Origin of the sequence: Candidatus Palauibacter australiensis, from assembly GCA_026705295.1 — a bacterium.
GTDB lineage: Bacteria > Gemmatimonadota > Gemmatimonadetes > Palauibacterales > Palauibacteraceae > Palauibacter > Palauibacter australiensis.
Map to the genome: position 1 here is coordinate 1 of JAPPBA010000134.1, position 25820 is coordinate 25820.

General features: G+C 70.7%; 25 protein-coding genes, 1 other RNA gene and 1 pseudogene. 4 read left to right on the plus strand and 23 right to left on the minus strand.

Annotated elements, in window-relative coordinates:
- Positions 1–1061, plus strand: a 1061-nt coding sequence (locus OXN85_10825; protein ID MCY3600447.1) for an ABC transporter permease, incomplete at its 5' end; no start/stop codon positions are given.
- A 29-nt stretch (positions 1062–1090) separates the two neighbouring features.
- Positions 1091–1816, plus strand: coding sequence for a bacillithiol biosynthesis deacetylase BshB1 (bshB1, locus tag OXN85_10830; GenBank protein MCY3600448.1), 726 nt, complete (start codon positions 1091–1093; stop codon positions 1814–1816).
- Positions 1817–1823: 7 nt separating this feature from the next.
- Here the strand turns inward: bshB1 and OXN85_10835 are convergent, their stop codons facing one another.
- Positions 1824–2216 carry a hypothetical protein gene (locus OXN85_10835; protein MCY3600449.1) on the minus strand — a complete coding sequence of 131 codons (393 nt, stop codon included), beginning with the start codon at positions 2214–2216 and terminating at the stop codon, positions 1824–1826.
- Positions 2217–2301: 85 nt separating this feature from the next.
- Between OXN85_10835 and OXN85_10840 the strand changes: the two genes are divergently transcribed.
- Positions 2302–3477 (plus strand): cysteine desulfurase family protein, encoded by a 1176-nt coding sequence (locus OXN85_10840; GenBank protein MCY3600450.1) that lies wholly within the window; start codon positions 2302–2304, stop codon positions 3475–3477.
- 12 nt (positions 3478–3489) lie between these two features.
- Complete coding sequence (gene mnmA, locus OXN85_10845) at positions 3490–4587, plus strand: tRNA 2-thiouridine(34) synthase MnmA (protein MCY3600451.1); 1098 nt, start codon at positions 3490–3492, stop codon at positions 4585–4587.
- Positions 4588–4654: 67 nt separating this feature from the next.
- Here the strand turns inward: mnmA and dnaJ are convergent, their stop codons facing one another.
- The 22 genes and pseudogenes from dnaJ to pth form a co-directional block, all read right to left on the minus strand.
- Positions 4655–5755, minus strand: coding sequence for a molecular chaperone DnaJ (dnaJ, locus tag OXN85_10850; GenBank protein ID MCY3600452.1), 1101 nt, complete (start codon positions 5753–5755; stop codon positions 4655–4657).
- A 4-nt stretch (positions 5756–5759) separates the two neighbouring features.
- Entirely contained in the window at positions 5760–6407 is a 648-nt protein-coding gene (locus OXN85_10855) for a nucleotide exchange factor GrpE (GenBank protein MCY3600453.1), read from the minus strand.
- A 22-nt stretch (positions 6408–6429) separates the two neighbouring features.
- On the minus strand, positions 6430–6894 hold the full coding sequence (locus OXN85_10860; protein MCY3600454.1) for a CinA family protein: 465 nt from the start codon (positions 6892–6894) through the stop codon (positions 6430–6432).
- Positions 6895–6907: 13 nt separating this feature from the next.
- Positions 6908–7642, minus strand: coding sequence for a CDP-alcohol phosphatidyltransferase family protein (locus tag OXN85_10865; GenBank protein MCY3600455.1), 735 nt, complete (start codon positions 7640–7642; stop codon positions 6908–6910).
- The gene (locus OXN85_10870) at positions 7534–7887 is read right to left on the minus strand and encodes a hypothetical protein (protein MCY3600456.1); all 354 of its coding nucleotides are present in this window, start codon (positions 7885–7887) and stop codon (positions 7534–7536) included. Before OXN85_10870 ends, OXN85_10865 begins: the two co-directional genes overlap by 109 nt.
- Positions 7888–7894: 7 nt before the next feature.
- Positions 7895–8482, minus strand: a complete 588-nt coding sequence (recR, locus tag OXN85_10875) for a recombination mediator RecR (protein ID MCY3600457.1) — start codon at positions 8480–8482, stop codon at positions 7895–7897.
- Entirely contained in the window at positions 8479–8814 is a 336-nt protein-coding gene (locus OXN85_10880) for a YbaB/EbfC family nucleoid-associated protein (GenBank protein MCY3600458.1), read from the minus strand. Before OXN85_10880 ends, recR begins: the two co-directional genes overlap by 4 nt.
- 10 nt (positions 8815–8824) lie before the next feature.
- On the minus strand, positions 8825–10594 hold the full coding sequence (gene dnaX, locus OXN85_10885; protein ID MCY3600459.1) for a DNA polymerase III subunit gamma/tau: 1770 nt from the start codon (positions 10592–10594) through the stop codon (positions 8825–8827).
- A 99-nt stretch (positions 10595–10693) separates the two neighbouring features.
- Positions 10694–10789, minus strand: an RNA gene (gene ffs, locus OXN85_10890) — signal recognition particle sRNA small type.
- Positions 10790–10835: 46 nt separating this feature from the next.
- Positions 10836–11195, minus strand: a pseudogene (locus tag OXN85_10895) (YraN family protein).
- Positions 11196–11223: 28 nt separating this feature from the next.
- Positions 11224–12267, minus strand: coding sequence for a 3-deoxy-7-phosphoheptulonate synthase (gene aroF / locus OXN85_10900; protein ID MCY3600460.1), 1044 nt, complete (start codon positions 12265–12267; stop codon positions 11224–11226).
- 111 nt (positions 12268–12378) lie between these two features.
- Complete coding sequence (locus tag OXN85_10905; GenBank protein MCY3600461.1) at positions 12379–13179, minus strand: MBL fold metallo-hydrolase; 801 nt, start codon at positions 13177–13179, stop codon at positions 12379–12381.
- On the minus strand, positions 13176–16706 hold the full coding sequence (gene smc / locus OXN85_10910; protein ID MCY3600462.1) for a chromosome segregation protein SMC: 3531 nt from the start codon (positions 16704–16706) through the stop codon (positions 13176–13178). Before smc ends, OXN85_10905 begins: the two co-directional genes overlap by 4 nt.
- 6 nt (positions 16707–16712) lie before the next feature.
- The gene (locus tag OXN85_10915; GenBank protein MCY3600463.1) at positions 16713–18332 is read right to left on the minus strand and encodes an SPOR domain-containing protein; all 1620 of its coding nucleotides are present in this window, start codon (positions 18330–18332) and stop codon (positions 16713–16715) included.
- Positions 18329–19876, minus strand: coding sequence for an SPOR domain-containing protein (locus OXN85_10920; protein ID MCY3600464.1), 1548 nt, complete (start codon positions 19874–19876; stop codon positions 18329–18331). Before OXN85_10920 ends, OXN85_10915 begins: the two co-directional genes overlap by 4 nt.
- Before the next feature lie 53 nt (positions 19877–19929).
- On the minus strand, positions 19930–20325 hold the full coding sequence (gene rsfS / locus OXN85_10925) for a ribosome silencing factor (protein MCY3600465.1): 396 nt from the start codon (positions 20323–20325) through the stop codon (positions 19930–19932).
- Positions 20326–20330: 5 nt separating this feature from the next.
- Positions 20331–20780: a 50S ribosomal protein L9 gene (gene rplI, locus OXN85_10930; GenBank protein MCY3600466.1), complete on the minus strand. Its 450-nt coding sequence runs from the start codon at positions 20778–20780 to the stop codon at positions 20331–20333.
- 64 nt (positions 20781–20844) lie between these two features.
- On the minus strand, positions 20845–21780 hold the full coding sequence (locus OXN85_10935; protein MCY3600467.1) for a DUF2232 domain-containing protein: 936 nt from the start codon (positions 21778–21780) through the stop codon (positions 20845–20847).
- A 70-nt stretch (positions 21781–21850) separates the two neighbouring features.
- On the minus strand, positions 21851–22075 hold the full coding sequence (gene rpsR / locus OXN85_10940; GenBank protein ID MCY3600468.1) for a 30S ribosomal protein S18: 225 nt from the start codon (positions 22073–22075) through the stop codon (positions 21851–21853).
- Positions 22076–22804 carry a 30S ribosomal protein S6 gene (gene rpsF / locus OXN85_10945; GenBank protein MCY3600469.1) on the minus strand — a complete coding sequence of 243 codons (729 nt, stop codon included), beginning with the start codon at positions 22802–22804 and terminating at the stop codon, positions 22076–22078.
- 197 nt (positions 22805–23001) lie between these two features.
- The gene (locus tag OXN85_10950) at positions 23002–25149 is read right to left on the minus strand and encodes a sodium-translocating pyrophosphatase (GenBank protein MCY3600470.1); all 2148 of its coding nucleotides are present in this window, start codon (positions 25147–25149) and stop codon (positions 23002–23004) included.
- Between the two features lie 74 nt (positions 25150–25223).
- On the minus strand, positions 25224–25793 hold the full coding sequence (gene pth, locus OXN85_10955) for an aminoacyl-tRNA hydrolase (GenBank protein ID MCY3600471.1): 570 nt from the start codon (positions 25791–25793) through the stop codon (positions 25224–25226).
- Positions 25794–25820: the final 27 nt, after the last annotated feature.

Sequence of the window (25820 nt, forward strand, 5' to 3'; positions counted from 1 at the left end):
ACTTCGACTTCACGTCCACAACCCTGTCGGGTCCGCTGGACGAAGATGAGCCTGACTTTCTCAAGAACGAACCGCTCGATCCGGATTGGGCCATGGAGCTCGGCCGCTTACCCGGGATCCAGAGCGCCGCGGCATTCGTGGACCTGAGTCAGGAGAGCTACGAGGCAAGTGTCAGCGGTGACCGGGTCGAGATCTCCCTGCTGGGCGCGGGCGCCGATTATCTGGAGATCGACGGCGGGGACATCATCGCCGGCCGCTGGTTCACGCAGGCGGAGGCCGAGCGGCGGGCGCAGGTGACGGTCATCGACTCGGCCACCGCGGTCGATCTGTTCGGGAACCGCAACCCGCTCGACCGGGAGGTTCGGATCGGGCGGGGCAACGAGGCCGCGGTCTTCCGGGTCATCGGCATCTACCGGGTGGCGCCCAACCTCTTCGCCGGTCTGGCGACGCACTGGGTGTGGGTGCCGTTCGCGACAGCCGACAAGGTGCTGCGCGTGTGGGATCGCATGATCAGCTTCGTGGTCCGGCCGGAGCCCGAGACGGAACTGCAGTTGGCGATCGATGCGACGCACGCGCGCATGCGCCAGCTCCGCAACCTGAAGCCGGGCGAGGAGGACGACTTCGCGATCATGACCGAAGACCAGATGCTGGAGTTGTGGGCACAGCTGACGGGGGTCCTGTTCGCGGCCATGGTCGGCCTCTCGAGCATCGGACTGATGGTGGGGGGCGTAGGCGTCGTCGGGATCATGATGATCTCCGTGACGGAGAGAACCCGGGAGATCGGACTGCGGAAAGCGATGGGCGGGCGGCGTCGGGATATCATGTGGCAGTTCCTGGTCGAGGCGGCCACGCTCACGCTGCTCGGCGGAGCGACCGGGATGCTGATGGGCGGCGCGATCGTGTGGGCGGTGAACCAGTTGACGCCGCTGCCGGCAGTCGTGCCGCTGTGGTCGATCCTGGCTGCCCTTGCGGCGTCCGTGCTGACGGGGATCGGTTTCGGGCTCTACCCGGCCTCGCGGGCCGCGGGGCTGGACCCCATCGACGCGCTGCGCTACGAGTAGGCGGCTGAAAGCGAGCGGCTGACCGCCCGATGACGGAAACACCGCTGGACATCCTCGCGGTAGCGGCACACCCCGACGATGCCGAACTCACCTGCGGCGGGACGCTGGCCCGCGCCGCGGAGCAGGGGTACCGGACGGGGATCCTCGATCTGACGCGCGGTGAGATGGCCTCGCGGGGCACCCCCGAGATTCGGGCCGAGGAGGCGGCCCAGGCGGCGGCGGCGCTGGGCGTCGGGGTTCGGATCAACGCCGGACTCCCGGATGCGCGGCTCGAGAATTCGCTGGAGGCGCGGCGGATCGTCGTCGGACACCTGCGGGACCTCGCCCCCGCGACCGTAATCCTCCCTTGGCCGCGCGGGCGCCATCCGGATCACCGGGCCGCGTCGGAACTCGCGCGCGACGCATGCTTCCTCGCGGGACTGCGGGAGTATGAGGGCGGACCGGGGCGCCGGCCGGAAAAGATCCTCTACGCGATGGCGTATCGGGAGGACGCGGTGAAGCCGACCTTCGTCGTCCCGCTCACGGAAGCGCAGTTCCAGCGCAAGGTCGAGGCGGCGCGGTGCTACGCGTCGCAGTTCGAGGGCGCGACGGCGGCGGGCGAGATCTTCCCCACCGGACAGCCGCTCGTCGAACGCATCGAGACCGCGTCACGACACTACGGCTCGCTGATCCGGGCGCCGCACGGGGAACCGTTCCGTACCGATGAGACGATGCGCGTGAGCGATGTCACACGCCTCGGAGTCCGCTCGTTGTAAGTAGCGGTCAGCCGCAGCGAACCTCGACGAGGAGGCGCTTCCAGCTCGGGACCGACTCGGTCCCCACCTTGATCACCTGTACGCGCGCCGCGCCGCCGCGCCGCATCCACGGGGCGAGCCAGGCGCCGATCTCCCGGGGAAGGTGGCCGACCGGGTCGCCGTCGCGGATGTGGACCCAGACATCGTCGGGTTCGCCTCCGGGCGGGTCGGGGATCAGGAGGAGTTCCTCCTTCGGGCCTACAGCGTCGAGGTGGCGGGCGCGGTCTTCGAAGGCGAGTCCGTGGACGGTGGTGCGGAACACCGGGGCCCCGAGCGGTGGTATGCTCTGCGGGTCGGACGCGGGCCCCGTGGGGCTTGGCGCCGGCGGGGTGCCCCCCGGCGCGGAACGTGGTGGTTCCATGTACTCATCCCGAGTTGCGGCGTCGTTTGAAGCTTCGACACAATAGACCCTCTTTGCTCAGCGGGCGAATCCAGACCGAAGAACGATGATGATACAGCCGGAAGAAGAGCGGCTTTACCTCGATTACGCGGCGACCTGGCCGATGCGGCCGGAAGTGTGGGATGCCATGGGAGCGGAGCTGCGGCACGGCTTCAATCCCGCGAGCGCGCACGCCCCCGGACGCCGGGCCCATCGCTGTCTCGAGGTCGCGCGCGGGCGGATCGCGGATCTGCTCGGGTGCCCGCGGTCATCCATCTACTTCACGGGCGGCGGCACGCAGTCGGACAACCTCGCGATCCTCGGCTTCATCCGGTCGAATCCCGGGCGCAGGCCGCGCGTGTTCGTGTCCGCGATCGAGCATAAGGCGTGCATCGAGGCGGCAGACCGCGGCGTGGTGGAGGGGGCCCGTGCGGCGCGGATTCCCGTGGACCGCTCGGGCACGATCGATCTCGCGTGGCTGCGGCGGGAACTCGCGGCGGACGCGGACGCGCCGACGCTGATTTCGGTGATGTGGGCAAACAACGAGATCGGCACGGTCCAGGCGATGGGGGACATCGTCGAACTGGGCCACGAATATGGGGCGCTCGTGCACACCGACGCGGTGCAGGCGCTGGGGAAGGTGGACTGCGATCTCGAGCGGACGCCGGTCGACCTCCTGTCGGCGACGGCGCACAAGCTCGGCGGTCCGGTGGGGATCGGCCTCCTCTATCGGCGGCCGGGGGTGACGCTGGAGCCGCTGAGCTACGGCGGCGGACAGGAACGGTCCATGTGGCCGGGCACGCAGAACCCGATCGGCGCGACGGGCTTCGCGGCCGCGCTCGCGCTCGCGCTCAAGGACCGCGAGGCGGCGGTCGCGCGCTGGACCGGCCTGCGCGACCACCTCGAGGCGCGGATCCGGGCCGAGATCCCGGATGCGCGGATCCACGGAGGCGACGCGGCGCTGCGGATGCCGAACCTCGTCAGCGCGGGGATTCCGGGGTGTGACAGCGGAGCCGTGCTCGTGTCCCTCGACTTCGAGGGCATCGCCGTCTCGGGCGGATCGGCCTGCGGCTCCGACTCGAGCGTCGGCTCCGACGTGCTGGACGCGATCGGGATCACGAGCGATGGGCCGTACGCCGCCGTGCGCTTCAGCTTCGGCCACGACACGTCCCGGGCGGACATCGATGCGGCGGCGGACGCCCTAGCGCGGGTCGCCGCGCGGGTCGTCGCCATCACGGCCTGAAAGCGCGCCTCCATGATCGCCCCCGGCCGCCTCGCGAACTCCGTGCTCGTCGCCATGTCGGGCGGCGTGGACTCGTCGCTCACCGCGGCGCTGCTCGCGCGCGAGGGCCGCCCGATCATCGGCGTGACGATGAAGACCTTCTGCTACACCGGCAGCGAGGGTCCGACCCGCACCTGCTGCGGCCTCGACGGGATCGCGGACGCCAAGTCCGTCGCGGCCCAGCTCGACATGCCGCACCATGTGTTCGACGTGGAGGAGGAGTTCACGCGCGACGTGATCGACGACTTCGTGTCGGAGTACGCGGCCGGCCGCACGCCGATCCCGTGCGTCCGCTGCAACAGCTTCACGAAGTTTCGGGACCTCCTCGTGCGGGCGGACGCGCTGGACTGCCGCTGGCTGGCTACGGGGCACTATGCGCGAGTCGTCCGGCCCCGCTCCGGCCCGCCGGAACTCCACCTCGGCGCGGACGACCACAAGGACCAGACGTACTTCCTGTGGGGGATGCCCCGCGAGGCGCTCGACCGCCTTCTCCTGCCGGTGGGCGAACTCACGAAGCCGCAGGTGCGGGCGGAGGCGCGGCGGCTCGGCCTCGACACGGCGGACAAGCCGGAGTCGTTCGAGATCTGCTTCGTCCCCGACAACGACTACGCCGGGGTCCTGCGCCGATACCTGCCGGAAGACCACCCCGCTCTTTCGCCCGGCGCCATCCGCTTCGAGGACGGCTCGGGCGCCGGCGAGCACCCGGGCTACGCGCACTACACGGTGGGACAGCGCAAGGGACTCCCGGGCGGGTTTCCCGAGCCCATGTTCGTGCTCGAGATCCGGCCGGATTCGCGCGACGTCATCATCGGGCCGCGGGCCTCACTGGCGCGCTCGCGCATCGGCGCCCGGGGCGTGAACTGGCTGGCCGAGCCTCCCGCCGCCGGCGAGCGCATCGGCGTACGGATTCGGCACGGGGCGGCGATCGTCGAGGCGGAGGTCATCGAGGCGACGCCGACCGGCTTCGCGCTGGACCTGCCCGTCCCTCAGTCGGCGATCACGCCGGGACAGAGCGCCGTGCTTTACCGGGACGACCTCGTCCTCGGTGGCGGCGTCATCGTCTCGAACTGACGGCCGCCGCGGAGGCGGCCCCGCCGGCGGGCGCCGGGTCGGCCCCGCAAGCAGCCGGTGCCGCGGGTCAGTAGGAGAGGCCCTCCTGTTGCGCGAGGTCCTTCACCTTCTTCAGGCCCTCGCCGGAGAGGTCGGGCGTCTCCAAGACCACCTTGACGAGCTGGTCGCCGCGGTTCTCGCCGCGCCGGATGCCCTGGCCGCGGATTCGGAAGGTGGTGCCGCTCTGAGTACCCGGCGGGATCCTGAGCACGACCTTGTTCCCGCCGATCGTCCTCACCTTGACCTTTGAGCCGAGAATCGCCTGCGCCACGTTGATCGGCACCTCGCAGGCGAGGTCGAGCCCGTCCCGGGTGAAGAAGCGGTCGGGGTCGACCTGGAACTTGATGATGAGATCTCCCGGGGGGCCGCCGCCCGGACCCCGCTCGCCCTTGGCGGAGATGCGGACGCGCGAACCGTCCTCGACTCCCGCGGGCACCTTGACGCTGAGCTTGCGCCGCGTGTGCACCTGGCCGCGCCCGGAGCAACTCGAGCACGGCGTCTCCGGCACCATCCCGCGTCGCATGCAGACGGGACACGGGCGTGTGACGGAGAACCCGCCCTGCCCGAACGTGACTTCGCCCCGGCCCTCGCACTCCTCGCAGCGTATCAGCGACGTGCCCGGGGCGGCGCCGTCCCCGTCGCACGTCGCGCACTCCTCGCTGATCGGCACCGTGACCGCGACCCGGCCTCCGCGCGCCGCGGTGCGGAGCGGAACTGTGACGAGGTATTCGACGTTGCGGCCCCGCTTCGGCCCCTCCTTCTCCGGCTTCGCTTTCTTCCCGAAATCGAAGATCGAAGAGAAGATGCCGCCGATGCCGCCCAGGTCGGACAGGTCCTCGAACTTGAAGTTGCCCGCCCCCCCGGGGGCTCCGCCCGGCTGGCCGGGCCCGAACGCTCCGAGGCCTCCGTACTTCCGCACGCGGTCGTACTTCTTGCGCTTGTCGGGATCCGAGAGGACGCCGTGCGCCTCCGACACCTCCTTGAACTTCTCCGTCGACTTCGGATCGCCCGCGTTCGCGTCCGGGTGGTGCTCCTTCGCGAGCTTGCGGTAGGCCTTCCGGATCTCGTCCGCGCTCGCGTTCTCGGCGACCCCGAGAATCTTGTAGTAGTCCTTCGCCTGCGTCGCCATCGGATCAGGAGGCTTCGGCTTCGTGGCGGAAGACCGTGACGCGCGCGGGGCGGAGCAGCCGGTCGCCGAGCCGGTATCCGATGAGGACGACGTGCGACACGAGTTCGTCCTGCTCCGGGTCGTGGGTCGGGGTCATCATGAGCGCGTCGTGGAGGTTGGGGTCGAAGCGCTCGCCCACCGGGTTCACCGGCTCCACGCCGGTGTCCGCGAGGACCTTCGCGAACTTCCGCGCCACCAGCCCGATCCCCTCGTGCAGCGCCTCCGTCGTCGTTCCGTCGAGCGGCGTCTCGGCCACGCGCTGCAGGTCGTCCATCAGTTCGAGCAGCTTGCCGGCGAGGTCCGCACGCGCCCGCTCTCCCGCATCGCCCAACTCGCGCCTTGTCCGGCGCCGGAAGTTGTCGAACTCCGCCGCGAGCCGGAGGTGGCGGTCCTGCAGCGCCGCGAGTTCTCCCGCCGGGCCGGGGTCCCCATCGGACTCGGGCGGGCGCACTTCGTCTACATGCCCGGGCGTTTCCAGGGCCTCCTCGCGCGCGTCCCGCTCGGCGGCGTCCCCGGAGGCCTCCGCTGCGGCAGCCTCCGGAGCCGTATCTTCCGGAGCGGCATCCTCCGGCGCCGCGCTCTCCATCTCCTGCTCCAGGTCCTTCTTTCCCATCGAATATCCTCGAGTATGCTCGTCAAAGCCGTGCATCCAGCCAGCGCATCGCTTCGAGCGCGGCCGCTTCCCGGATCTCGTCCCGGCTCCCCCCGAAACGGTGACACCGCGCGTCGCGCGAGGGGCCGTCGTGGGCGATCCATACCGTGCCCACGGGTTTGTCGGCGGATCCGCCCGCGGGCCCGGCGATCCCCGTGACGGCGATGGACCAGGTGCTTTCCGCCACGCGCCGCGCCCCGGCCGCCATCTCCTCCGCCACGGCCCGCGAGACGGCGCCGTGCCGGCGGAGCGACGCCTCCGACACGTTCAGCAGCGCCCGCTTGGCGGCGTCATCGTAGCTTATCAGCCCACCCCACAAAACCTCCGAAGCTCCGGGTACCGCGGTGAGGGAGGCGCCGATAAGGCCACCCGTGCAACTCTCGGCGAGCACCAGCGTGTGACCTCTCTCCCGCAGGCTTCCGATGAGCGCCCCGGCGACGTCGAACAACGACGGACCGCGCTTACGAATGGCGACCCGCCATGACCCGCGAGAACATGCCCAGATAGGTCACGGCGGAGGCCAGCGTGAGCAGCACGGCGAGGGTGAGAAAGGTCGTGGTGAACCAACCGTGGAACGCGGAGAACCACTGCCACGCCCCGCCGCCGGGGGCCACGAAGCCGGGAGTCAGGAACGCGACCCAGAGAATCGCGGAGCCGATGAAGATGTTCTGCGCGAGCGCTTTCCTCTTGCCCAGGATCTGCGCCGCGACGATCCGGCCGCGCCGCGCGGCGAAGGAACGGAGCAGCGTGATCAGCGCTTCGCGCCCCAGGAAGATGACGATGGCCCAGAGCGGGATGACGTGGAACACGGGGAGAGAGGGGGTTCCCGCCTGCCCGAGGTTGATGCTGTAGACGGGGATGAGGGCGGCGACGAGCAGCAGCTTGTCGGCCAGCGGGTCGACGATCTTGCCGAAGGAGGTCACCTGGCCGCGCGCCCGCGCCAAGTGTCCGTCCCACAGGTCCGAGAGCGCGGCGAGGACGAACACGACGAACGCGATCATGCGGGGCACCGGCCGGGGCTGCAGGAGCAGCGCCGTCACGACGGGGGCCGCGAGGATCCGGCCCGTGGTAATCGCGTTCGGGAGATTCAGTGTGGGTCTCCGCCCTCTAGTGTGGTTTCGTCGCTCGCGAGCACGCTCTCGAGACTCTCCAAGACCGCCATGGCGCGCTTGCGGAGGAGCGGCCGTTCCTCCCATGCCAGATAATCTCTAAGCAGCGGCAGATCGTCCACCGACGGGTGCGATTTCAGGTATCCGAGCGCCGCCAGGCGTCGGAGCGGGTGCGGACTGAACAGTTCGCGCCGGTGGCGACGCATCTGGTCTCGCGCGAGATAGATCCCGAGGCCGACGGCGGCGGCGGCGCCCAGCAGAGCCGCGGCCGCGATCTTCCAGCCCGTTGCGGAACGGCGGTCCGCGTCATCGTATTCGATTCGAGTCGTCATCGGTTCGCTACATCTCCCGTCGGCCGGCGAAGGCTTCGGCGATCGTCACTCCATCGGCGTACTCCAGGTCCCCTCCCACCGGCAGCCCGCGGGCGAGCCGCGTGACCGTGACGTCGGCGGCCGAGGCGAGCAGGCGCTGCAGGTACGTCGCGGTCGCCTCGCCCTCGACGCTCGCGTTCGTCGCGATGATAACCTCACGGAGCGGCGTGTCGAGACGCCGCAGCAGGGCCCGGATGTTCAGGTCTTCGGGGCCTACGCCGTCGAGAGGGGACAACCGTCCGCCAAGTACGTGATACAGACCTCCGAAGTTCCCCGAATTCTCGATCGCCGGGATGTCCGAGGCTTCCTCCACCACACACACCTGTCCCGGATCGCGTCTCGGACTGCGGCAGTATTCGCACGGCTCCATGTCGCTGAGGTTGCCGCAGTCTCCGCACACGCGGACCTCCGCCGCGACCCGTTCTATGGCCCGCGCCAGCCGCCGGGCATCGTCCTTCGGACTCTTGAGAAGGTGATAGGTGAGCCGCCGCGCGGTCTTGCGGCCGATCCCGGGGAGACGGCCGAATTCGCCCACGAGCGCTTCGATCGCGTTCACGGACGGCCGAGGAAGTTGCCCAGACCCGGCAACGGCAGGCCTCCGGCCGCCTGACGCATCTCGCTCTCCATTCGGTCCTTCGCCCGCTGCTGCGCCGCGGAGGCGGCGGCGACGATGAGGTCCTCGAGCATCTCGACCTCTTCCGGGTCCACCACCGAGGGGTCGATCGAGACCGCCTTGATGTTGCCCTGGCCATCCACCGTCACCTCGACCATCCCGCCGCCCGAAGCCGCCGTCATCGTCTCGCGCTCGAGCTTCTCCTGCATCTCGCTCATGCGCGACTGCATCTGTTGACTGAGTTGAATCAACTGCTGGATGTTCACGCCGTCCACTCGGATTCTCCTACTCCTTCAGGGTGAGGTCGAGTTCCTTCACGGCTTCGCGGAGCTGCGGGTTGCCGTCCAGCAACCGTTCGACCCGCGACCGGGCCGCTTCCCCGGCGGTCATGCGGGCGCCCCGGTGGTCGACGATCGTGAATCTGACCGCCGGCAGCCCCAGGCGCGCCGCGAGGTTCGCGCGGAGCGGGTCGGCACGCGCATCGTCCTTGAGCAGTTTCTCAAGTTCTTCGCGCCACCCGGCCTGGACGCGGAGCCGGACCTCGTCCCTCACGAGGCCGTCGACCTCCGTGCCGCGCAGAGCCAGGCCGGGTACGCCCCCCAACCCCGGCATCTCGGCGACCACCGCGGCCCACGCGTCGCGGACCCGGGCGACCGGCGTCCCGCCGGAGGCGTCTGCCGGTGTCCTGCCGGAGGCGTCTGCCGGCGCACTGTTGGAGGGCTCTGTCGGGGGGGGCGCCGGGGGCGGCCCCTCCTCTCCTGCGGCGGACGGCGGAGGGGGCTCCGGGGACTTTGACGGGTTCGGGGGAGCGGCCGGGGGCGACGAAGGACGCCTCTCGCGCTGGCGCCGGGGCGGCTCCGGCGCTCGCGGGCGCGACGCGGGCTCGCCGGCCGGGGCGCCCAGGGCGGCCAGGAGCTCCTCGAGTCCGACGGTCGATTCCATGCGGACGAGACGGAGCAGCAGGACCTCGAGCTGGATGCGCGGCTGCGACGACCGATGGAGCATGCCGGAGGCCTCGAACTCGCTGAGCGCCGCCAGCATCCTGAGCACGTCCGCGGGAACCAGGGCCCCGGCGGCAGCGAGGAAACGCTCGCGCGACTCGGGGAGGAGTTCGACCGCCTCGGCCTCCGGATCGAGCCTCAACACGAGGAGGGTTCGCAGCGCGTCGCCGAGGCCGCGCAGGAACTCCGCGGGGTCGTGCCCATCGTCGAGGAGGTCCTGGACGAAGGCGAACACCCCGGCCCGATCCCCGTGCGCCGCGATCTCGAAGAAGGCGAGATACCGATCTTCGTCGACGAGCCCGAGCATGCGGCGGACATCCGCCAGTTCGACCGCGTCTCCCCGGAAGGAGAGCACCTGGTCGAGGGAGGAGAGCGCGTCGCGGACGCCGCCTTCGGCCCGGCGCGCGATCGCCCGCAGCGCCCCCGGTTCGGCCGGGATTCCCTCGGCCTCGAGCACCGTCTCCATGCGGCTCGCGATGTCCTGCACGGAGACCCGCCGAAAGTCGAATCGCTGGCACCGGGACATGACGGGAGCCGCGCCGCGCTCGATCTTCTGCGGCTCGGTGGTGGCGAAGGCGAAGATCACGCGGGGCGGCGGCTCCTCGAGGATCTTCAGGAGCGCGTTCCACGCGTCGCGCGTGAGCATGTGCGCTTCGTCGAGGATGTAGATCTTGTACCGCTCCTCGCTCGTGGGCGCGTATGCGGCCCGGCGGCGGAGGTCCCGCGCATCCTCGACGCCCCGGTGGCTCGCCGCGTCGATTTCCACGACATCGAGCGAGGCTCCCCCGGACCAGATCCTCTCGCACGAGGGACAGGTGCCGCACGGTTCGCCGTCGGAGCGGTCGGGGCAGTTCAGGGCCATCGCGAGGATGCGCGCGGTCGTCGTCTTCCCGACCCCGCGCGGGCCGCAGAAGAGATACGCGTGGCCGACCCGCCCGGACTCGATCGCGGCCTTCAGCGTGGGCGCGATGTGGTCCTGTCCGATCAGCTCCGAGAAGCCTCGGGGCCGGTAGGTTCTGGCCAGCGCGGTGCGGTACAAGGGCTCGTGAGCCATCTGGGTCGGTCGGGGTCACGACCCCGGCCGGCTTCGACTCCTTCGGGTCTGGGGGCGCCCGCGCCCCGCGACGCGGGGACGCCGCCGACATCGGGCGAACGACCCCAGGCTGGCCGTGGCGACCGTCACACGCTTACCGCTGCTACCTTCACGGTCCTGACGGGATTTACGCGCTCCGGCCCCACGGGCCTGGGGCACCGTTATCTTATCGGCCGACCGGGGCAGCGGCCAGAAAAAACCGTCATGCATCCTCGCCGTAGAAGGCTTCCGGGATGTGCCGGACCCGGCACCCTCCGCGGTGATCGACCTCTACCGCCACGACATCGAAGCGGGCCTCCGCAGCGGCGCCGGGATGCCGGCTTAGCCACGCTCCGGCCGCACGGCGGATTCTTCCCCGCTGGGCCCGGGAGAGCGCCTCCTCGGGCGCCTGCACCCCGGGACGGCGGGTCTTCACTTCGACGAAGGCCACCGTGTCCCCGGTCCGGATGACCAGGTCGATCTCCAGCCGCCCGACGCGCCAGTTGCGGTCGAGGATTTCATATCCCTCGTCCGCCAGATGACGCGCGGCGATTCGCTCGCCCAGGCTGCCGAGGCCGCTCTTCGTCGCGGCCCCGACGCGCGGGGTCCGGTCAGCCGTGGGCGGGGACGCGGGCGCGGGCGATCCGGCGGCCGATGGCGTTCGCGATGGCGTGAAGCTCGACCATCAGCGCATCGAACTGCTCGAACGTGAGAGACTGCTGGCCGTCCGACGCCGCCGTCGGGGGATCGGGGTGGACCTCCAGGATGAGTGCGTCCGCGCCCGCCGCGACCGCGGCCCGCGCCATCGGTCCGACTTTCGATCGTGCCCCCGTGCCGTGGCTGGGGTCCGCGACGACCGGAAGGTGCGACAGCTCGTGGATCGTCACGATGGCGGTGAGGTCGAACAGGTTCCGCGCGTGCGTGTCGAAGTTGCGGACGCCGCGCTCGCACAGCATCACCCGCGATTCACCTTCGGCGACGATGTACTCCGCGGCGAGCAGCAACTCCTTGATCGTCGCGGAGAGCCCCCGCTTGAGCAGAACCGGTTTGCCGGCGCGGCCCGCCGCCCGCAGCAGGGAGTAGTTCTGCATGTTCCGCGCGCCGATCTGGATGACGTCGGTGTATTCCGCGACGAGGCCCATGCTCTCCGTGTCCAGCGCCTCGGTGACGATCGCGAGGCCCGTCTCCTCCCGCGCGCGGGCTAGCAACTGCAGTCCCTCTTCCCCCAGCCCCTGGAAGGAGTAGGGCGAGGTGCGCGGCTTGAAGGCTCCGCCGCGAAGCACGGTCGCCCCGGCTTCCGCGACCCGGTGCGCGGTCTCCAGAATCTGTTCGCGCGATTCCACGGAACACGGGCCGGCCATGACGACGATATCCTTCTCCCCGATCCGAACGCCGTTGGACAGCTCGATGATCGTGTCCTCGGGCCACCATTCCCGGCTCACCTGCTTGTAGGGCGGCGACACGTGAATGACGCGGAGCACGCCCTCGATCCCCACGAGCCGGCTCTCTTCGACGCGTCCATCGTTGCCGACCAGGCCCACGGTCGTGCGCTGGGCGCCCGGCATGGGCCGAGCCCGGTATCCCATATCCTCGATCGCGCGGACCACGTCCCGGACCTGCCCGTCCGTGGCGCCGTGCTTCATGACCACCAGCATCGTTCCCCCTGTGGGTGACGTTCGCCCGTCGTGCGCGCGCCCGGCGCGGCAGGGCCGTGATCTCCGGTCCGCGTCCCGCGGTGCCGGCAGGAGCAGGATACTCCACTGGTGTCACCGGTTCGTCAACGAGACCCGGAGCCCCTCCCTCGCGATGCAGGCGTTTCCCGCGTATCCGGCCTCCGTCACGAGACGGGCAACGTCGTGGTCCATTCGGAAGTGCGGGTAGATGTGCGTGAGGACGAGAAGGCGCGGGCCCGCGGCGACCGCCAGCTCGGCGACGCGGGCGGGCGACAGATGGTTGTCCGACACCTGCGAGTCGTGGAGCGAGCACTCGCAGACGAGGGCGCTCACCCCGCGCAGGAACGAGCCCAGCTCCGTGGACGGCCCCGTGTCTCCCGTGTACCCGAAGCTGAACGCCCCGCCTTCGAGCCGCCACGCGACGCTCTCCTCGGTGTGCGGCGTCTTGTGGGCTTCGAGCCGCGGACCTCCGCTCAGGTCGCGCGCCTCACCCGGCGCGAGTTCCTCGATGAGGACGGGAAAACCGGGATCCAGGATGAAGTCCCCGTAGGCGCCCGCGAGCTTCTCGAAGAATTCGCGCGTGCCCGCGGGACCCCACACCGTGAGCGGCCGGACGCGGGGTCGGGGGAGGCCGTGTTTCAGCGCGAAGAAGAGTCCCGGCAGCGCGCCGACGTGATCCGCGTGAAAGTGGGTGATCGCGAGGTCGCTGATCTCCCCCCAGGGCAGGCCGAGGCGGGCGAGCGCCTGCACGGCTCCGGGACCGCAGTCGAAGAGGACGCGCGTATGAGCCGCGGATTCCGTGCCCGGGGACGAGACCCAGTAGGAGGAGGCGGCCCGGTCCGCTTCCGGGACGACGGTACCGCACCCGACAACGATCAGTTCGGTTTCCCTCACGCCACCTGCGTGGCGGAGTTCTGCGTGCCGGAGTTGAGCTCCACGCCGACGATCGAGGAGACGCCCGCCTCCTGCATCGTCACGCCGTAGATCCAGTCGGCGTTCTCGATCGTTCGCGGATTGTGGGTGATGACGATGAACTGCGTCTCTTCCTTGAACTCCTTCAGCATGCGGACGAACCGCAGGATGTTCGTCTCGTCCAGCGGCGCGTCCACCTCGTCCAGCAGACAGAACGGGCTCGGCTTCGCGAGGTAGATCGCGAACAGCAGGGCGAGCGCGGTCAGGGCCCGTTCACCGCCCGATAGCAGGTGGATCCGTTGCGTCTTCTTGCCGCGGGGGCTGGCCGAGATCTCGATCGGGGAGTCCAGGGCGTCGTCGGGATTCTCGAACCGGAGATCGCACTGCCCGCCCTCGAAGAGGGTGTCGAAGGTGCGGTGGAAGTTGGTCCTCACCTGCTCGAACGTTTCCAGGAGCGTGGAGGTCGCCTGCCGGTTGATGCGGCGGATCGAGGTGCGGAGGTCGTCGCGTGCGCGCGTCAGGTCGTCGCGCTGTCCGGTCAGGAACTCGAGACGCTTCTGCTCTTCCTCGTATTCCCGCTGCGCGAGGAGGTTGACCGGTCCGATGCGGGCGATCGAGCGCCGCACGCGCTCCAGCTCCGGTTCCCATTCGCCGGGCTCCGCATCGTCGACGGGGTCGACGCGCTCCCGGAGTTTCGCGAGCGGGGCGTCCCACTCCGCTTCCACGCGGCCCCGAATCCCGGATTCCCGCGCCTCGAGTTGTGTGATCTCGAGTTCGAGCCGATGCCGGGCGTCCACGCGCTCGCGCTCGAGCCGGCGCGCTTCGCCCAGTTCCGACTCGAGCGTGTCCAGCCGTCCGCGGCGTTCGGCGATTCGCCCCTCCAGCTCCGCCAGATCCGCTTCACGACGAGCCCTGGTTTCGAGCGCGGCCCCGATGGACGCCTCCAGCTCCTTCGACTCCGCCTGGCTGTCCGCGATCAGGGCGTGGAGCCTGTCCACTTCCCGCGCCAGCGCCTGCGACCGTTCCTCCGCGTCGTCCGCGGCTTCGGCGAGGCGGTTCTCCACGCCGCGTCGATTCTCGACCTCGGCCTCCCGCCGGGCCTGCGCCAGCTCCGCGCGGTGAAGTTCGGCCTTCCCCGTCTCGGCGGCGGCGCGGGCGTCGTCGGCCCTCTGTCGCGCCTCGTCGTATGTCGAAGACCTGTCGGAGACGCTCCGGTCGAGTTCGCCGGCGCGGGCGTCGTCGTCCGCCGAGAGCGACACCTCATCCTCGCTGAACGCTTCGAGTTGTTCGATGCGACCGGCGAGTTCGCTGCGCTCCCGGTCCAGCCGGACGAGCCGCGCCTCCGCCGAGATCCGGTCGGCTTCGGCTTCGCGGCGGGCCGACTCCGCGTCGGACCCCGAGCGCTCCAGCTCGTTCGCCCGTGCGAGAGCCTCCGAGGCGGCGGCCCCCAGCTCCTTCATCTCCTCCCGCGAGCGCGCGCGATCCTCTTCCAGCGCCGCCGCTTCCTCGCGCAGGGCCCGGAGTTCGGCCCGCCGGCTCAGGAGTCCCTTCGAGGCGGCGCCTCCCACGTAGATGCCGCCCCACCGGTCCTGGCGCCGCCCCTCGGGATCCACCCAGGCGTGCGGGCGCGGCGCCAGTTCGCCGCCGGACGGGACCTCGACGCCCGCGAGCAGCGCCTCCACCCACACGGCGCCTGCGCCCTTCGCCTCGACGTGCCGCATGAGCGGCGCGGCCGCCTCCGGCGGGCCCGGGAGCGGGCCCGGGTCGAGCGGGAGCACGAGGACGCCCTCCTCTCCGCCGCGCCGTTCGAGCCAGGCCTCGACCGCCCGTACGGCCGCCCAGTCGCGCACGACGACGCCGTGCAGGTACGGGCCGAGTTGAGATTCGACCGCGGGCGCCCAGGGAGCGGGCACTTCCATGAACTCCGACAGCGCGCCGTGGAGTCCCGGGATCGCGCTCCGGTCCTGCAGCAGTTCGGCGACGGCTTCGGGGAGCAGCGCGCTCGACCCCACCAGCGATCCGAGACTCGAGGCGCGGGCCCGCGCGGCGGCGAGACGGCCCTCAAGGTCGGCCGCTGCCTCGCGGGCGCGACGCAGCGCCGCGTCCGCGGAGGACGCGGCATCGCGCGCCGCCCGCAGCCGGTCGCGCGCCTCCTCCAGCGTCCGGCCCGCCTGCACCTCGCGGTCCGACGCGCTCTCCGCCTCCTTCCGGAGCCCACGCTCCTGGGCGGCGAGCGCGTCGAGGGCCGGCCGCCGCCGCTCGAGTTCCTCGCTGCGGTCGCGGGCCCGACGCTCCCTCACGCCGAGTTCCACCCTCCAGCGTTCCATCTCGCCGTGCGCTTCATCGCGCGCCTCCCGGGCGGCGGCGCGCTCTCGCGCGGCGCTGCGGGCCGTTTCGGCCAGGGCCTCCGCCCGACGCTCAAGTTGAGCCGTGGCGGCGGCGCCTTCGGCGGCGAGCGACTGCCCCTCCTTCAGGGCGGACCGCGCTTCCGCCACGCGCTCCCGGAGGTCCCCGCGGCGGCGCTCGTTCCGGCGCACCTCCTCTTCGAGGGTCCCCAGCCGGTCGCGCGCGCCCGACCCTCTCGCCCCGGCGAGGAGTCGGGCACGCTCCTGCTGCTCCAGGGCGCGCCGGGCCTCCTCCAGGCTCCGGGCGAGACCCGCCCGCTCCCGCTCCATCCCGGTGTACTCCAGGCGAAGCGTCTCCGCCCGGGTCTCCGCCGTGCTCAGATCCACATGGTCCGGGCCCGCGTCCGGCTCGAGGCGCTCGAATTCGGCCCGTGCTTCGGCCAGCCGCCGGGTCGTCTTCTCGAGTTGGGCGTCCGCGACGGCGATCTCGAGTTGCAGGAGTCGGGTTCGCAGCTTCGCGTGGCGCTCGGCCCGTCCCCGCTGCTGCGCGAGCGAGCGGACCTTGGACGCCACTTCGACGAGCACGTCGTCGAGCCGCTGCAGATCGCCGTCCGCCTGCTCGAGCCGGCGGGTCGCGATCCGACGACGGTCCTTGTAGCGCCCGATCCCGGCCGCTTCCTCGAACAGCGTCCGGCGCTCTTCGGCCCGGTCCGAGAGGATCGCGTCCACCATGCGGCCCTCGATCATCGCGTAGGCGTTCGAGCCCAGCCCGGTGTCGCGGCACAGATCCAGGATGTCCTTGAGCCGGCAGGCCGTGCCATTGAGCGTGTACTCGCTCTCGCCTCCGCGGTAGACCGTGCGGCCGATCGCGACGTCGGCATAGGGCACGGGAAGCACGCCGTCCTCGTTCGAGAGTTCGAGCAGGACCTCGGCCCGGTGGATGGGCTGCCGCGCCTCCGTCCCCCCGAAGATCGCCTCCTCCATGCGGGATCCGCGGATCGCCGTGGGGCGTTGTTCTCCCAGCACCCAGCGCAGCGCGTCGGAGAGGTTCGATTTTCCGCAGCCGTTCGGGCCGACGACGGCCGTGATGCCGTGGTGCAGTTCGATCCGCGTCCGGTCGGCGAACGACTTGAATCCGCGCAGCGTCAGGGCCTTGATCTTCAAGCGCGCTCAGGGGGTCGAAGGAGCGCCGCCGCCGCGCCTCTCGATGAGCGTCGCGGTTTCGCCGGCGGCTTCCAGGAGGTCGCGCATGGGCGCGGCAGCCTCCTCGTTCTCGTACGCACCCCCATACACCCTGAAGACCGGTATGCCATCGAGCGCCGTCTCGAGGCTGTACGCGGGGATGCCAAGCGACGCGAGCTCGGCGATCCGCGCCTCCATCTCGGGGCGCTCCGCGAACACGCCGAGGTCGTACGCGAATCTCACGGGACGGAGGAGCCATGCGCTCGCCTCCCGGGCCACGCCGGCCGCCGCGAGTTCCTCCATGAGGGCCGCAGCCTCCGCGTCGCTCGCCACGGCCCCGGCGAGGATCCTCAGATACCGGACCCCGCGAATCGTCGTGGGGGCCGTGACGTACAGCACTCCTCCCTGCAGCGCGCGGATTTCCGCCACGCGCTCCGCCGCCTCGGCCGGATCCGTGAAGCTCCCGAGGAGCACGGAGTACGGCCGCTCGGCGGCCGACTCGAACGCGGCGGCGACGGAGGTCTCGTCCGGTGGCATGTCGTCCGGTGGCATGTCGTCCGGCGAGCTGTCGTCCGGCGGGCTGTCGGCTGGCGAGACGTCCTCCGGCGGCTCCGCCGGCGTGCTCGCGGCCTCGGCAACGGGATCCGCCTCCACGGGCGTCGTCGGCGTCGCCGGCACCTCTTCCCGGGCCGCGATCAGCGATCCGACGCGGGAGATCGCGCGGTCGAACCAGCCGTTCCTGTACGCCCACAGATTGCCGACCGCCAGCGCCGCGATCACCAGCGCCGCGACGAGCGGCGCGCGCCGGCGCCGACCGCGGGCCTTTCCGGTCGGCGTCGTCGAGTCCGCCGGCGCCGCGTCAGGCTCGGGCCCGTCCGCCGGCTGGAGCGCGGGTTCGGGCCGGGGCTCGGACTCCAGCCGAGGCTCGGACTCCAGCCGAGGCTCGGGCTCCGGCGGGGGCTCGGGCTCGGGCGGGGGCTCGGGGGCCGGCGGTGGCTCGGGGGATGGCGAGGGCTCGATCGCGTCCTCACCGGGCTTCGCCCCGGCGGCCACGCCCAACTCGCCCGACTCGCCCGACTCGAAGGGCACGTGACCGTAGCACCGGATGCCGTGGTCCTCGGGAGGGACCCTTCCCACGGCGATGTACCCGTCGAAGAGACCGAGCAGGCCGGGGGAGGGCCGCGCGCGATCGGACATGGCGATGAAGAGCGTCCCGCCCTGCTCCTTCACGCGGGAAACGAAGCGCTCAAGGGCGGCGGATTCCAGCAGCCCGACCACGCCTTCGGGCACCTTTCCCGCCGGCAGATACACGTAGGGACAGTCCGCGCGCCGCACTGCGATCCCGGCAAGTCCGGACTGGCCTCCGAGGAAGCCGGCCATGCCGCCGGCGTCGGCCCGTTCGGACGCTCCGGCCAGTTCGTCGAGGGGCGAGGGCCCGGATTCGGAGTTCAGGACGAGCGTCCGCCCCCGCCGACGTGCGATGGAGGTGGCGATCGCGTCAACCGCCGTCGCGCTTCTCTCAGCCTCTGAACGCTGGAACACGAGCGCCACGATCCGCGCATCGCCGGGCAGTTCCCACGTGAACGGGGCCGGGACGCCGGCGCTCATGGGCCTCGCCTCGTCGCCTGATCGCCCTCCTCATGAATCCACGCTTCGATCCCCCGCTCGCGCTGCAACTCGAGCGCCGCCCCCTCGGCATCCGGGCGCGTCTCGTACGGGCCCACGAGGAGTCGGTACCAGGGGTCGCTCGCCTCATCCACCTGGCGCAGCACGTGCGTCGAATAGCCCGAGCGGTCGAGGAGTTCGCGCGTCTGGTCGAGCGCGGCCAACTGCCGCGAGGATTGAGCGACGGCATAGAACCCGGCGGAAAGCTCCGGCAGCGGGTCCCCCGGTACGGGATCGCCGAGGGATTGCGGGCTGCGGTTCGACGTCCTCCCCACCGTCAGCAGTCCGATGCGGCCGGGCGGGACGCTGTCGGCGAGCGCATCGAGCGCCTCTTCGGCATCTTCCAGCGTGTCCTCCGGTACGACGGCGGCGGACGCGACGGGCAGGCGCCGCCCCCATCGGAACGGGAGCCACCAGGCGTCGGCGGGACCCTCCACGGCGGCGACTTCACCGTCCGGGCGGAGGAGGCCGAGGCCGCTCTCCGTGGACGCCAGGACCGCTCCGCCCGGCAGCGCGAGCGGCAAGTCCGCGCGCCACTCTCCCGGCACCGCGTTCATGCTGGCCTCTCCCGCCCTCGCGGACCACGCGTTCGAACCATCCCAGGCCACGAGCCGGTCGCCCGTCATGCCGGGCCGCAACGTCTCAAGGGGCGCCTCGAGCCGCGAGAATCCGACCTCGCGCCAGTCGTAGCGGTCGATGACCGTGAAACGCTGCCGGTCGACCGACGCCGCGAACACGCGGTGCTGCGATGGGGAGACGGCCAGGGCCGACGGCGCACCGCCGATCTCCGTCCCCTCCGCCGGTTCGAGTTCGGGAATCGACCACTCCGTGAGTCCCCTCCCATCCTCGGACGCCGTCACGACCGTGTGGCCCCAACCCGCGAGCGCGACGGGGCCGCTCGTGCCGACGGTCCGCGTTGTCGCGGGCTGCGATTCCCCGGCTTCCCATACCGCGAGTTCAGCTCCGCCCGCGCCTTCGACGAGAGCGACGACCCGGTCGCCGGCGGCGGGGGCCGCCCAGTGCACGGCGCCATCGGCGGTGACCTCCGCGGTGCGGGAGGGGGTGATGGCGAGGATCCGCTCCCCCGACACGAAGGCGCCCCCCGAGGGCGAGGCGAACCAGCGCGCGTCGGCGGGCGCATCGGGAAGCGGCGTCTCCGCCTCCACGGGCGAGGTCGTGTAGATGCGAAGCCGCGGCCCCCGTCGCAGCACCACTGCCGACCCGAGCGAATAAGCCGCCGTGACGCTGCCAAGCGGCAGGCGTCCGGTCCAGCGCACGGTGGACGGGCTCTCGATCGAACGGAACTGCGCGACTCCGCCGTCGCGCGGAATGACGAGAAGCCCGTACCGTTCGAGCGATGAGCCGGAGACGAGGGCCGGGCCTTCGAGGGGGTCGGGCTGATCTTCCGGTGGACTTCCGCAGGCACCGGAAGTACCTCCAACCCCCAGCAGGAGAAGGAGGGCAGCCGGCGATCTCGAACGGTTCATGGCCCTCCAAGCTAGCGGCGTGCCCGCGGTCGCGGAACGGCCCCGGTCCCGGTTCACTCCAGTTCGAAGAGGGGGGCGTCGCCCCACAGCCGCTCAAGCCGGTAGAACTCCCTGACTTCGCCCAGGAAGACGTGCACGATGAGCCCCACGTAGTCCATCAGCACCCAGCGGCCCGCGTTCAGCCCTTCCACGCCGACGGGACGGAAACCGTCCTCGCGCGTTCGGTCGAGGATGTTCTCGCTGATCGCGCGGGCGTGCGTGTCGGAATCGCCCGTCGCGATGAGGAAGAAGTCGGTGACATCCGACAATCCACGCAGATCCAGGATCGTCGGGAAGCGCGCGTTTCGCTCGACCGCGGCCTCCGCCACGCTGCGGAGTTCCGGCGAGGGGGCTCCGCGTTCCGAGAGCCGGCGCCACACTTCTTCCAGCGGGAGCGGATGGTGCGTCATCGACACTAATCCCCGGCGACCACGGACACCTTGAGCTTCGGCTCGACGTCCACGTGGACTCTCACCGGGACGTCGTGTTCCCCGAGGTCCTTGATCGGATCGTCCAGCCGGATCGCACGGCGGTCCACGGCGACCCCCTCCTTCTCGAGTTCGTCCGCGATGTCCCCGGCCGTGACCGAGCCGAACAGGCGTCCGCCCTCGCTCGCCCTGCGGACGAAGCTCACGGCTCTGCCCTCCAGTTCGCCCGCCAGTTCGCGGGCGGCCTCGCGCTCCCGCTCGGCGGACTGCTCGATCTGGCGCCGCTCCTCCTCGAACCGCCTCCGGTTCCCCTCGGTCGCCGCGAGCGCGATGCCCTGCGGAATCAAGTAGTTGCGCGCATACCCCGGCCTCACGGTCACCATCTCGCCGGCGAGGCCGAGGTCCGCGACATCTTTTCTCAGAATCACTTCCACCATCGATACCCTCCAGATTTCTTTCTGCCGGCTCAACCGCCGTACGCGCCCGCCCGACCCGCGGGGTTCACGGGTCGTCCGTTTTCACCCCCGGACGCGACCGCAGGTCCAGCCACGTATCGCTGATTCCCATGACGAGGGCCGCACCCGCCGTCACCGGGTAGAGGACCAGCGCCGCGAGCACCCACACGGCGATCGCCCAGCCCGAGCTTAGCACGGAAGCCCCCAGCCACACGAGAACCGCAAGGCCCCGGAGCAGATAGAGGCCTCCCATCGCCGTCACCATGTTGCCGCCCGCGCGCTCCGCCCACGCTCCCGCCGGGAGGACCAGCAACGCGAGCCCGAGGACGAGTACCCAGGCCAGGTGGTCGCCGAACCGGAACTCCCGCAACGGCGGGAGCGGTCTCCGTTCCCCCCGGACTCGTCCGAGTATGTAGCCCGCGACCCCGAGGGCCGAGATCGAAGCGAGCGCGAGCATGGCCGGGTAGACGGCTTCCCACACGCTCACGATGCGGCGCACCGTCGCTTCCACCGATCGGCCGCCCCACGCGTCGAAGTCGTACGCGGCCAGCGCCCGGCTGAACTGCCCTGTAATCCGCCAGTCGAGATCCGCCGGAAGCTCGGGTCGCAGCAACGCGAGGACCGCGACCGTGGCTCCCGCGACCGCGACCGCCGCCAGCGACCGGTCGAGCACTCCCCGGCCCGGCGCCAGTGCCGTGCTGAGGGCGAACCCGCCGGCCAGCAGCACCGCCCAGCCGCGTTCCATGAACCACAGCGGTCCGGCCTCCCGAAACCCGAGCCCCGCTCCGGCCAGGAGCAACAGCGCCAGAACGGCCGACCCGGATTGGGGCGGTTCGAAGGTCAGAATCGCTACGGCCGCGGGGACGCCGACGATCGCCATGAGCCCAAGCGGTGACGAACTCAGCGGCGAAAGCAGCATGACCAGCCCGAGGAGACCCGCGGCCGGCCAGAGACCGCTCCAGCGTTCCCTCAGCGTCCCCATGCCGGGGCTCGGCCCCACGCCGGTGAGCTATTGTCGTGTCCCGGAAACACGCGAGCTACCAACACGACACTTAGTCGTGGTAGCCGCGGATGTACGGCAGTAGCGCGAGATACCTCGCCCGCTTGATCGCCGTGGTCACTGCCCGCTGGTGTGGCGCACACGACCCCGTGGCCCGCCGCGGCAGGATCTTGCCGCGATCCGAGATGTAGCGCTCCAGCGTGCGTTCATCCTTGTAATCCACGCCGGGCTTCGGAGTCCGGCCCTGACAGCAACGGCACACCTTTCGAAAGGCCATCTATTCCTCCTTCGCGTCGGCGGACTCTTCCGGCTCTGCGTCGGCGGATTCTTCCGCATCCGAATCTGCATCCGAATCTGCATCCGAATCTGCATCCGAATCTGCGTCGTCGGCTTCTTCGGCTTCGTCCGCTTCGTCCGCTTCGTCCGCCGATGTCTCCGCTTCAGCTTCGGCTTCTTCAGCTTCGGCTTCTTCAGCTTCGGCTTCGGAGGAGGCCTCGTCGTCCGCGCCGTCCGTCTCGGGCACTTCTTCAGTCTCGGCCGCTGCCTCCGCTCCGTCCGCCTCCTCGGCGTCCTCCGCTTCGCCGACCTCATCTCCGGCCTTCGGCGCCGCTTCCTCCGCGTCGGCCTCCTCCGCGGCGGGGGCCTCTGCCTCGGCTGCCTCTGCCTCGGCTGCCTCCGCGGCGGGGGCCTCCGGAGCGGGGTCGGGAAGCGGCAGCGGGTATTCCGCGATCACGATCAGGTATCGGAGGATGTCATCCTCGAGCTTCAGCACGCGCTCCAGCTCTCTGAGCGGATCGGGCGACGAAGTGAACTGGGCGACGACGTAGTAGCCGCTCGGTTGCTTCTTGATGGGGTAGGCGAGTTGACGCTTGCCCCAGTGGACCGAGGCGGTGATTTCGCCCGGACCGTCGGCCGTGATAACGGCGTGGTAGCGCTCGAGCTTCGCCTCGATCTCCTCGGAGGTCAGGCTCGAACGGAAGATGTACACGATCTCGTAATCGCGCATGAAGAACTCCCTCGGTCTCGTCGGCCCCGACCCGCGCGGTCGGAGCAGGAGTCTGGATTGTCGGTCCACCGGTGGGCAGCGAACCGGTATGTGAGAGCGGCACTACACTAGGTCATGCGGCCGCGCTGTCAAGTTTCGGCCCGTGGCCCGCGACCCGCGACCCGAGACGCGCGGCCCGCGACCCGCGGCACCCTCTGCTAGAACAAGCCCAGAGCCTGCAGCACCCCGCCGACGGCGGCGAGGGCCGTCTCCACGGCTTCCGGCGCCGCGGCGGCCATCCCGTGCACATCGACGAACCAGGGCGCGAGGACGAGCGAGACGACGCTCATCAGCTTCACGACGATGTTCATCGACGGCCCGGACGTGTCCTTGAAGGGATCGCCCACCGTGTCGCCGACCACGGCCGCCTTGTGCGGGTCGGACCCCTTCCCCCCGTGGGCTCCGGTCTCGATGTACTTCTTGGCGTTGTCCCACGCGCCCCCGGAGTTCGCCATGAAGAGCGCGAGTAGCACGCCGCTCACGGTCGCGCCGGCCAGCGCGCCGCCGAGCGCCGCCACGCCGAGGAAGCGGCCGACCATGATGGGGACGATGATCGCCACCAGGCCCGGCACGATCATCTCCCGGAGCGCCGCCCTCGTGGAGATGTCCACGCAGCGCGCCGAATCCGGCTTCGCCGTCCCCTCCATGATGCCGGGGATCTCGCGGAACTGGCGACGGACTTCCGCCACCATGCCCGCCGCCGCACGGCCCACCGCCGTCATCGTGAGCGCGGCGATGAAGAAGGGCGTCACGCCGCCGATGAAGAGCCCCATCACGACGAGCGGATCGATGAGGTTGATCCCGGTCTCGCGCAGACCCACCGCGTTCGCGTAGGCAGAGAAGAGGGCGAGCGCCGTGAGCGCGGCCGAGCCGACCGCGAATCCCTTGCCGATCGCCGCCGTCGTGTTGCCGAGCGAGTCGAGCGAGTCGGTCACCGAGCGGACCTCCGGCCCCAGTTCCGCCATCTCCGAGATGCCGCCCGCGTTGTCCGCCACCGGGCCGTACGCGTCGACCGACATCGTCACCCCGACCGTGGCCAGCATCCCCACGGCGGCGATCCCGATCCCGTACAGGCCGGCGAAGTTGAAGGCGAGGAAGATGGCGGCGGAAATCAGGAGCATGGGAATCAACGTGGATTCCATCCCGACCGCGAGTCCCGTGATGATGTTCGTCGCGGAGCCGGTCTCGGAGGCCTCGGCGATGCGCCGGATCGGCTTCTCCGCCGTGTAGTACTCCGTCACGAGGCCGATGGCGATGCCGACGAGCGATCCGAACAGCATGGCCCAGAAGGGGCCGGCGTTCGGGTGGATGAAGACCCACTTGCCCTGCGCCGCGGCGTCAAAGATTTGGAGGTTCACCGTGATCGCGTACGCTGCGACCCAGAAGATCACGGCCCCGATGATCGGCGCCCAGCGCAGGGCCGCCGCCGGACTCATGCGCTCAAGGACGCGGATGGCGAGTACGCCGACCGCGCTCGCGAGGAAGCCGGCCATGATGTAGAGGACCGGCAGCGCCACGGCCTGGAGCCGCGCCCCGTCGAGGATCATCGCGCTCGTCACGCCGATGACGATCGTGGCGATGACCGAACCCACGTACGACTCGAAGATGTCCGCCCCCATCCCCGCCACGTCGCCCACGTTGTCGCCCACGTTGTCGGCGATCGTCGCCGGGTTGCGCGGATCGTCCTCCGGAATCCCGGCCTCGACCTTCCCCACCAGGTCCGCGCCGACGTCGGCCGCCTTCGTGTAGATGCCGCCGCCCACGCGCGCGAAGAGCGCGATCGAGGAAGCGCCCATCGCGAAGCCCGAGATGATCTCGCCGAAGGGGCGGAAGCCGGTCGCCTGGGGATCGTAGATCACGATCACGGCGCCGATCCCGAGCAGGCCGAGCGCCGCCACCGCGATGCCCATCACGGCGCCCCCGGAGAAGGCGACCCGCAGCGCCTTGGCCTGGCCCTCCGCGCGCGCCGCCTCGGAGGTCCGGACGTTGGCCGCCGTCGCCGCCTTCATCCCGAAGAACCCCGCCATGATCGAGCACGCGGCGCCCAGCGCGTAGGCCACCGCCGTGTGCGGGCCCACGAGCCAGAACAGGAGGGCCGCCACGACGACGATGAACGGCAGCAGCACCGTGTACTCGCGCCGCAGAAACGCCATCGCGCCCGAGTGGATCGCCTCCGACAGCTCGGCCATCTTCTCGTTTCCGACGGGCTGCGCCTTCACGTACATGAAGAGCGCGAAGGAGAAGATGAGCCCGATCACGCCGAGCCAGACCGCAAAATCGATGTTTCCGACGATGTTTCCGCCCACGTTTTCCTGCTCCCTCTGCTATCCCCTGATCGGCGCTATCCGTGATCAGCGGCTATCCCTCGATCAGCGGGGGTTCACCCCGGACGGTTGAAGCGGTTCATCGCCGCTTCCGAGCCATGGTCCAGCCAGTACTCCACCGCTTCGGCGGCACGGGGGAAGGCGCCCAGCGCCGCCTCCTCCTCCGCCCGCGGCATCCGTGACAACACCCAGGCCGCCAGGTCGATGCGCTCGTCCGGCGGCCGCCCGACGCCGAGCCTGAGGCGGCCGTAGTCGTCGGAGCCGAGACTCGCCGATATCGAAGCGAGCCCGTTGTGCCCGCCCGGCGATCCCTTCGCCCGCAGGCGGAAGCGACCCGCCGGCAGCGCGACATCGTCGACGAGGACGAGCATGTCCGTCGCCGGGTCGAAGCGCCGGCGATCCAGCAGCGCCGCCAACGCTTCGCCGCTCAGATTCATGTACGTCCGCGGCTTGTGGATCTCGACGCCGGGCCGCCCGACCGCCGCCGTCCACGCGGTGGGGCCGTCCGCGCGAAAGGGATCCCCGCCCCAGCGGCGCGCCAGGCGGTCGGCGAGCCACCAGCCGATGTTGTGCCGCGTGTCCCGGTATTTCGCGCCGGGATTCCCCAGAGCCAGCAGCAGCCGCACGGTCCCCCGCGAATCGGCCCGCGGCCG

Excerpts from the sequence above, each read along its gene's own strand:
- dnaX (MCY3600459.1), bottom strand. The coding sequence starts at position 10,594 with ATGGCTCACGAGCCCTTGTACCGCACCGCGCTGGCCAGAACCTACCGG.
- OXN85_10855 (MCY3600453.1), bottom strand. The coding sequence starts at position 6,407 with ATGGGAAAGAAGGACCTGGAGCAGGAGATGGAGAGCGCGGCGCCGGAG.
- rpsF (MCY3600469.1), bottom strand. The coding sequence starts at position 22,804 with ATGCGCGATTACGAGATCGTGTACATCTTCCGTTCGAGCCTGACCTCC.
- OXN85_10920 (MCY3600464.1), bottom strand. The coding sequence starts at position 19,876 with ATGAACCGTTCGAGATCGCCGGCTGCCCTCCTTCTCCTGCTGGGGGTT.
- rplI (MCY3600466.1), bottom strand. The coding sequence starts at position 20,780 with ATGGTGGAAGTGATTCTGAGAAAAGATGTCGCGGACCTCGGCCTCGCC.
- bshB1 (MCY3600448.1), top strand. The coding sequence starts at position 1,091 with ATGACGGAAACACCGCTGGACATCCTCGCGGTAGCGGCACACCCCGAC.
- dnaJ (MCY3600452.1), bottom strand. The coding sequence starts at position 5,755 with ATGGCGACGCAGGCGAAGGACTACTACAAGATTCTCGGGGTCGCCGAG.
- OXN85_10870 (MCY3600456.1), bottom strand. The coding sequence starts at position 7,887 with ATGACGACTCGAATCGAATACGATGACGCGGACCGCCGTTCCGCAACG.
- rpsR (MCY3600468.1), bottom strand. The coding sequence starts at position 22,075 with ATGGCCTTTCGAAAGGTGTGCCGTTGCTGTCAGGGCCGGACTCCGAAG.
- OXN85_10840 (MCY3600450.1), top strand. The coding sequence starts at position 2,302 with ATGATGATACAGCCGGAAGAAGAGCGGCTTTACCTCGATTACGCGGCG.
- aroF (MCY3600460.1), bottom strand. The coding sequence starts at position 12,267 with ATGCTGGTGGTCATGAAGCACGGCGCCACGGACGGGCAGGTCCGGGAC.
- OXN85_10915 (MCY3600463.1), bottom strand. The coding sequence starts at position 18,332 with ATGAGCGCCGGCGTCCCGGCCCCGTTCACGTGGGAACTGCCCGGCGAT.
- rsfS (MCY3600465.1), bottom strand. The coding sequence starts at position 20,325 with ATGACGCACCATCCGCTCCCGCTGGAAGAAGTGTGGCGCCGGCTCTCG.
- OXN85_10935 (MCY3600467.1), bottom strand. The coding sequence starts at position 21,780 with ATGGGGACGCTGAGGGAACGCTGGAGCGGTCTCTGGCCGGCCGCGGGT.
- OXN85_10835 (MCY3600449.1), bottom strand. The coding sequence starts at position 2,216 with ATGGAACCACCACGTTCCGCGCCGGGGGGCACCCCGCCGGCGCCAAGC.
- mnmA (MCY3600451.1), top strand. The coding sequence starts at position 3,490 with ATGATCGCCCCCGGCCGCCTCGCGAACTCCGTGCTCGTCGCCATGTCG.
- OXN85_10865 (MCY3600455.1), bottom strand. The coding sequence starts at position 7,642 with ATGGGAGGAACGGCCGCTCCTCCGCAAGCGCGCCATGGCGGTCTTGGA.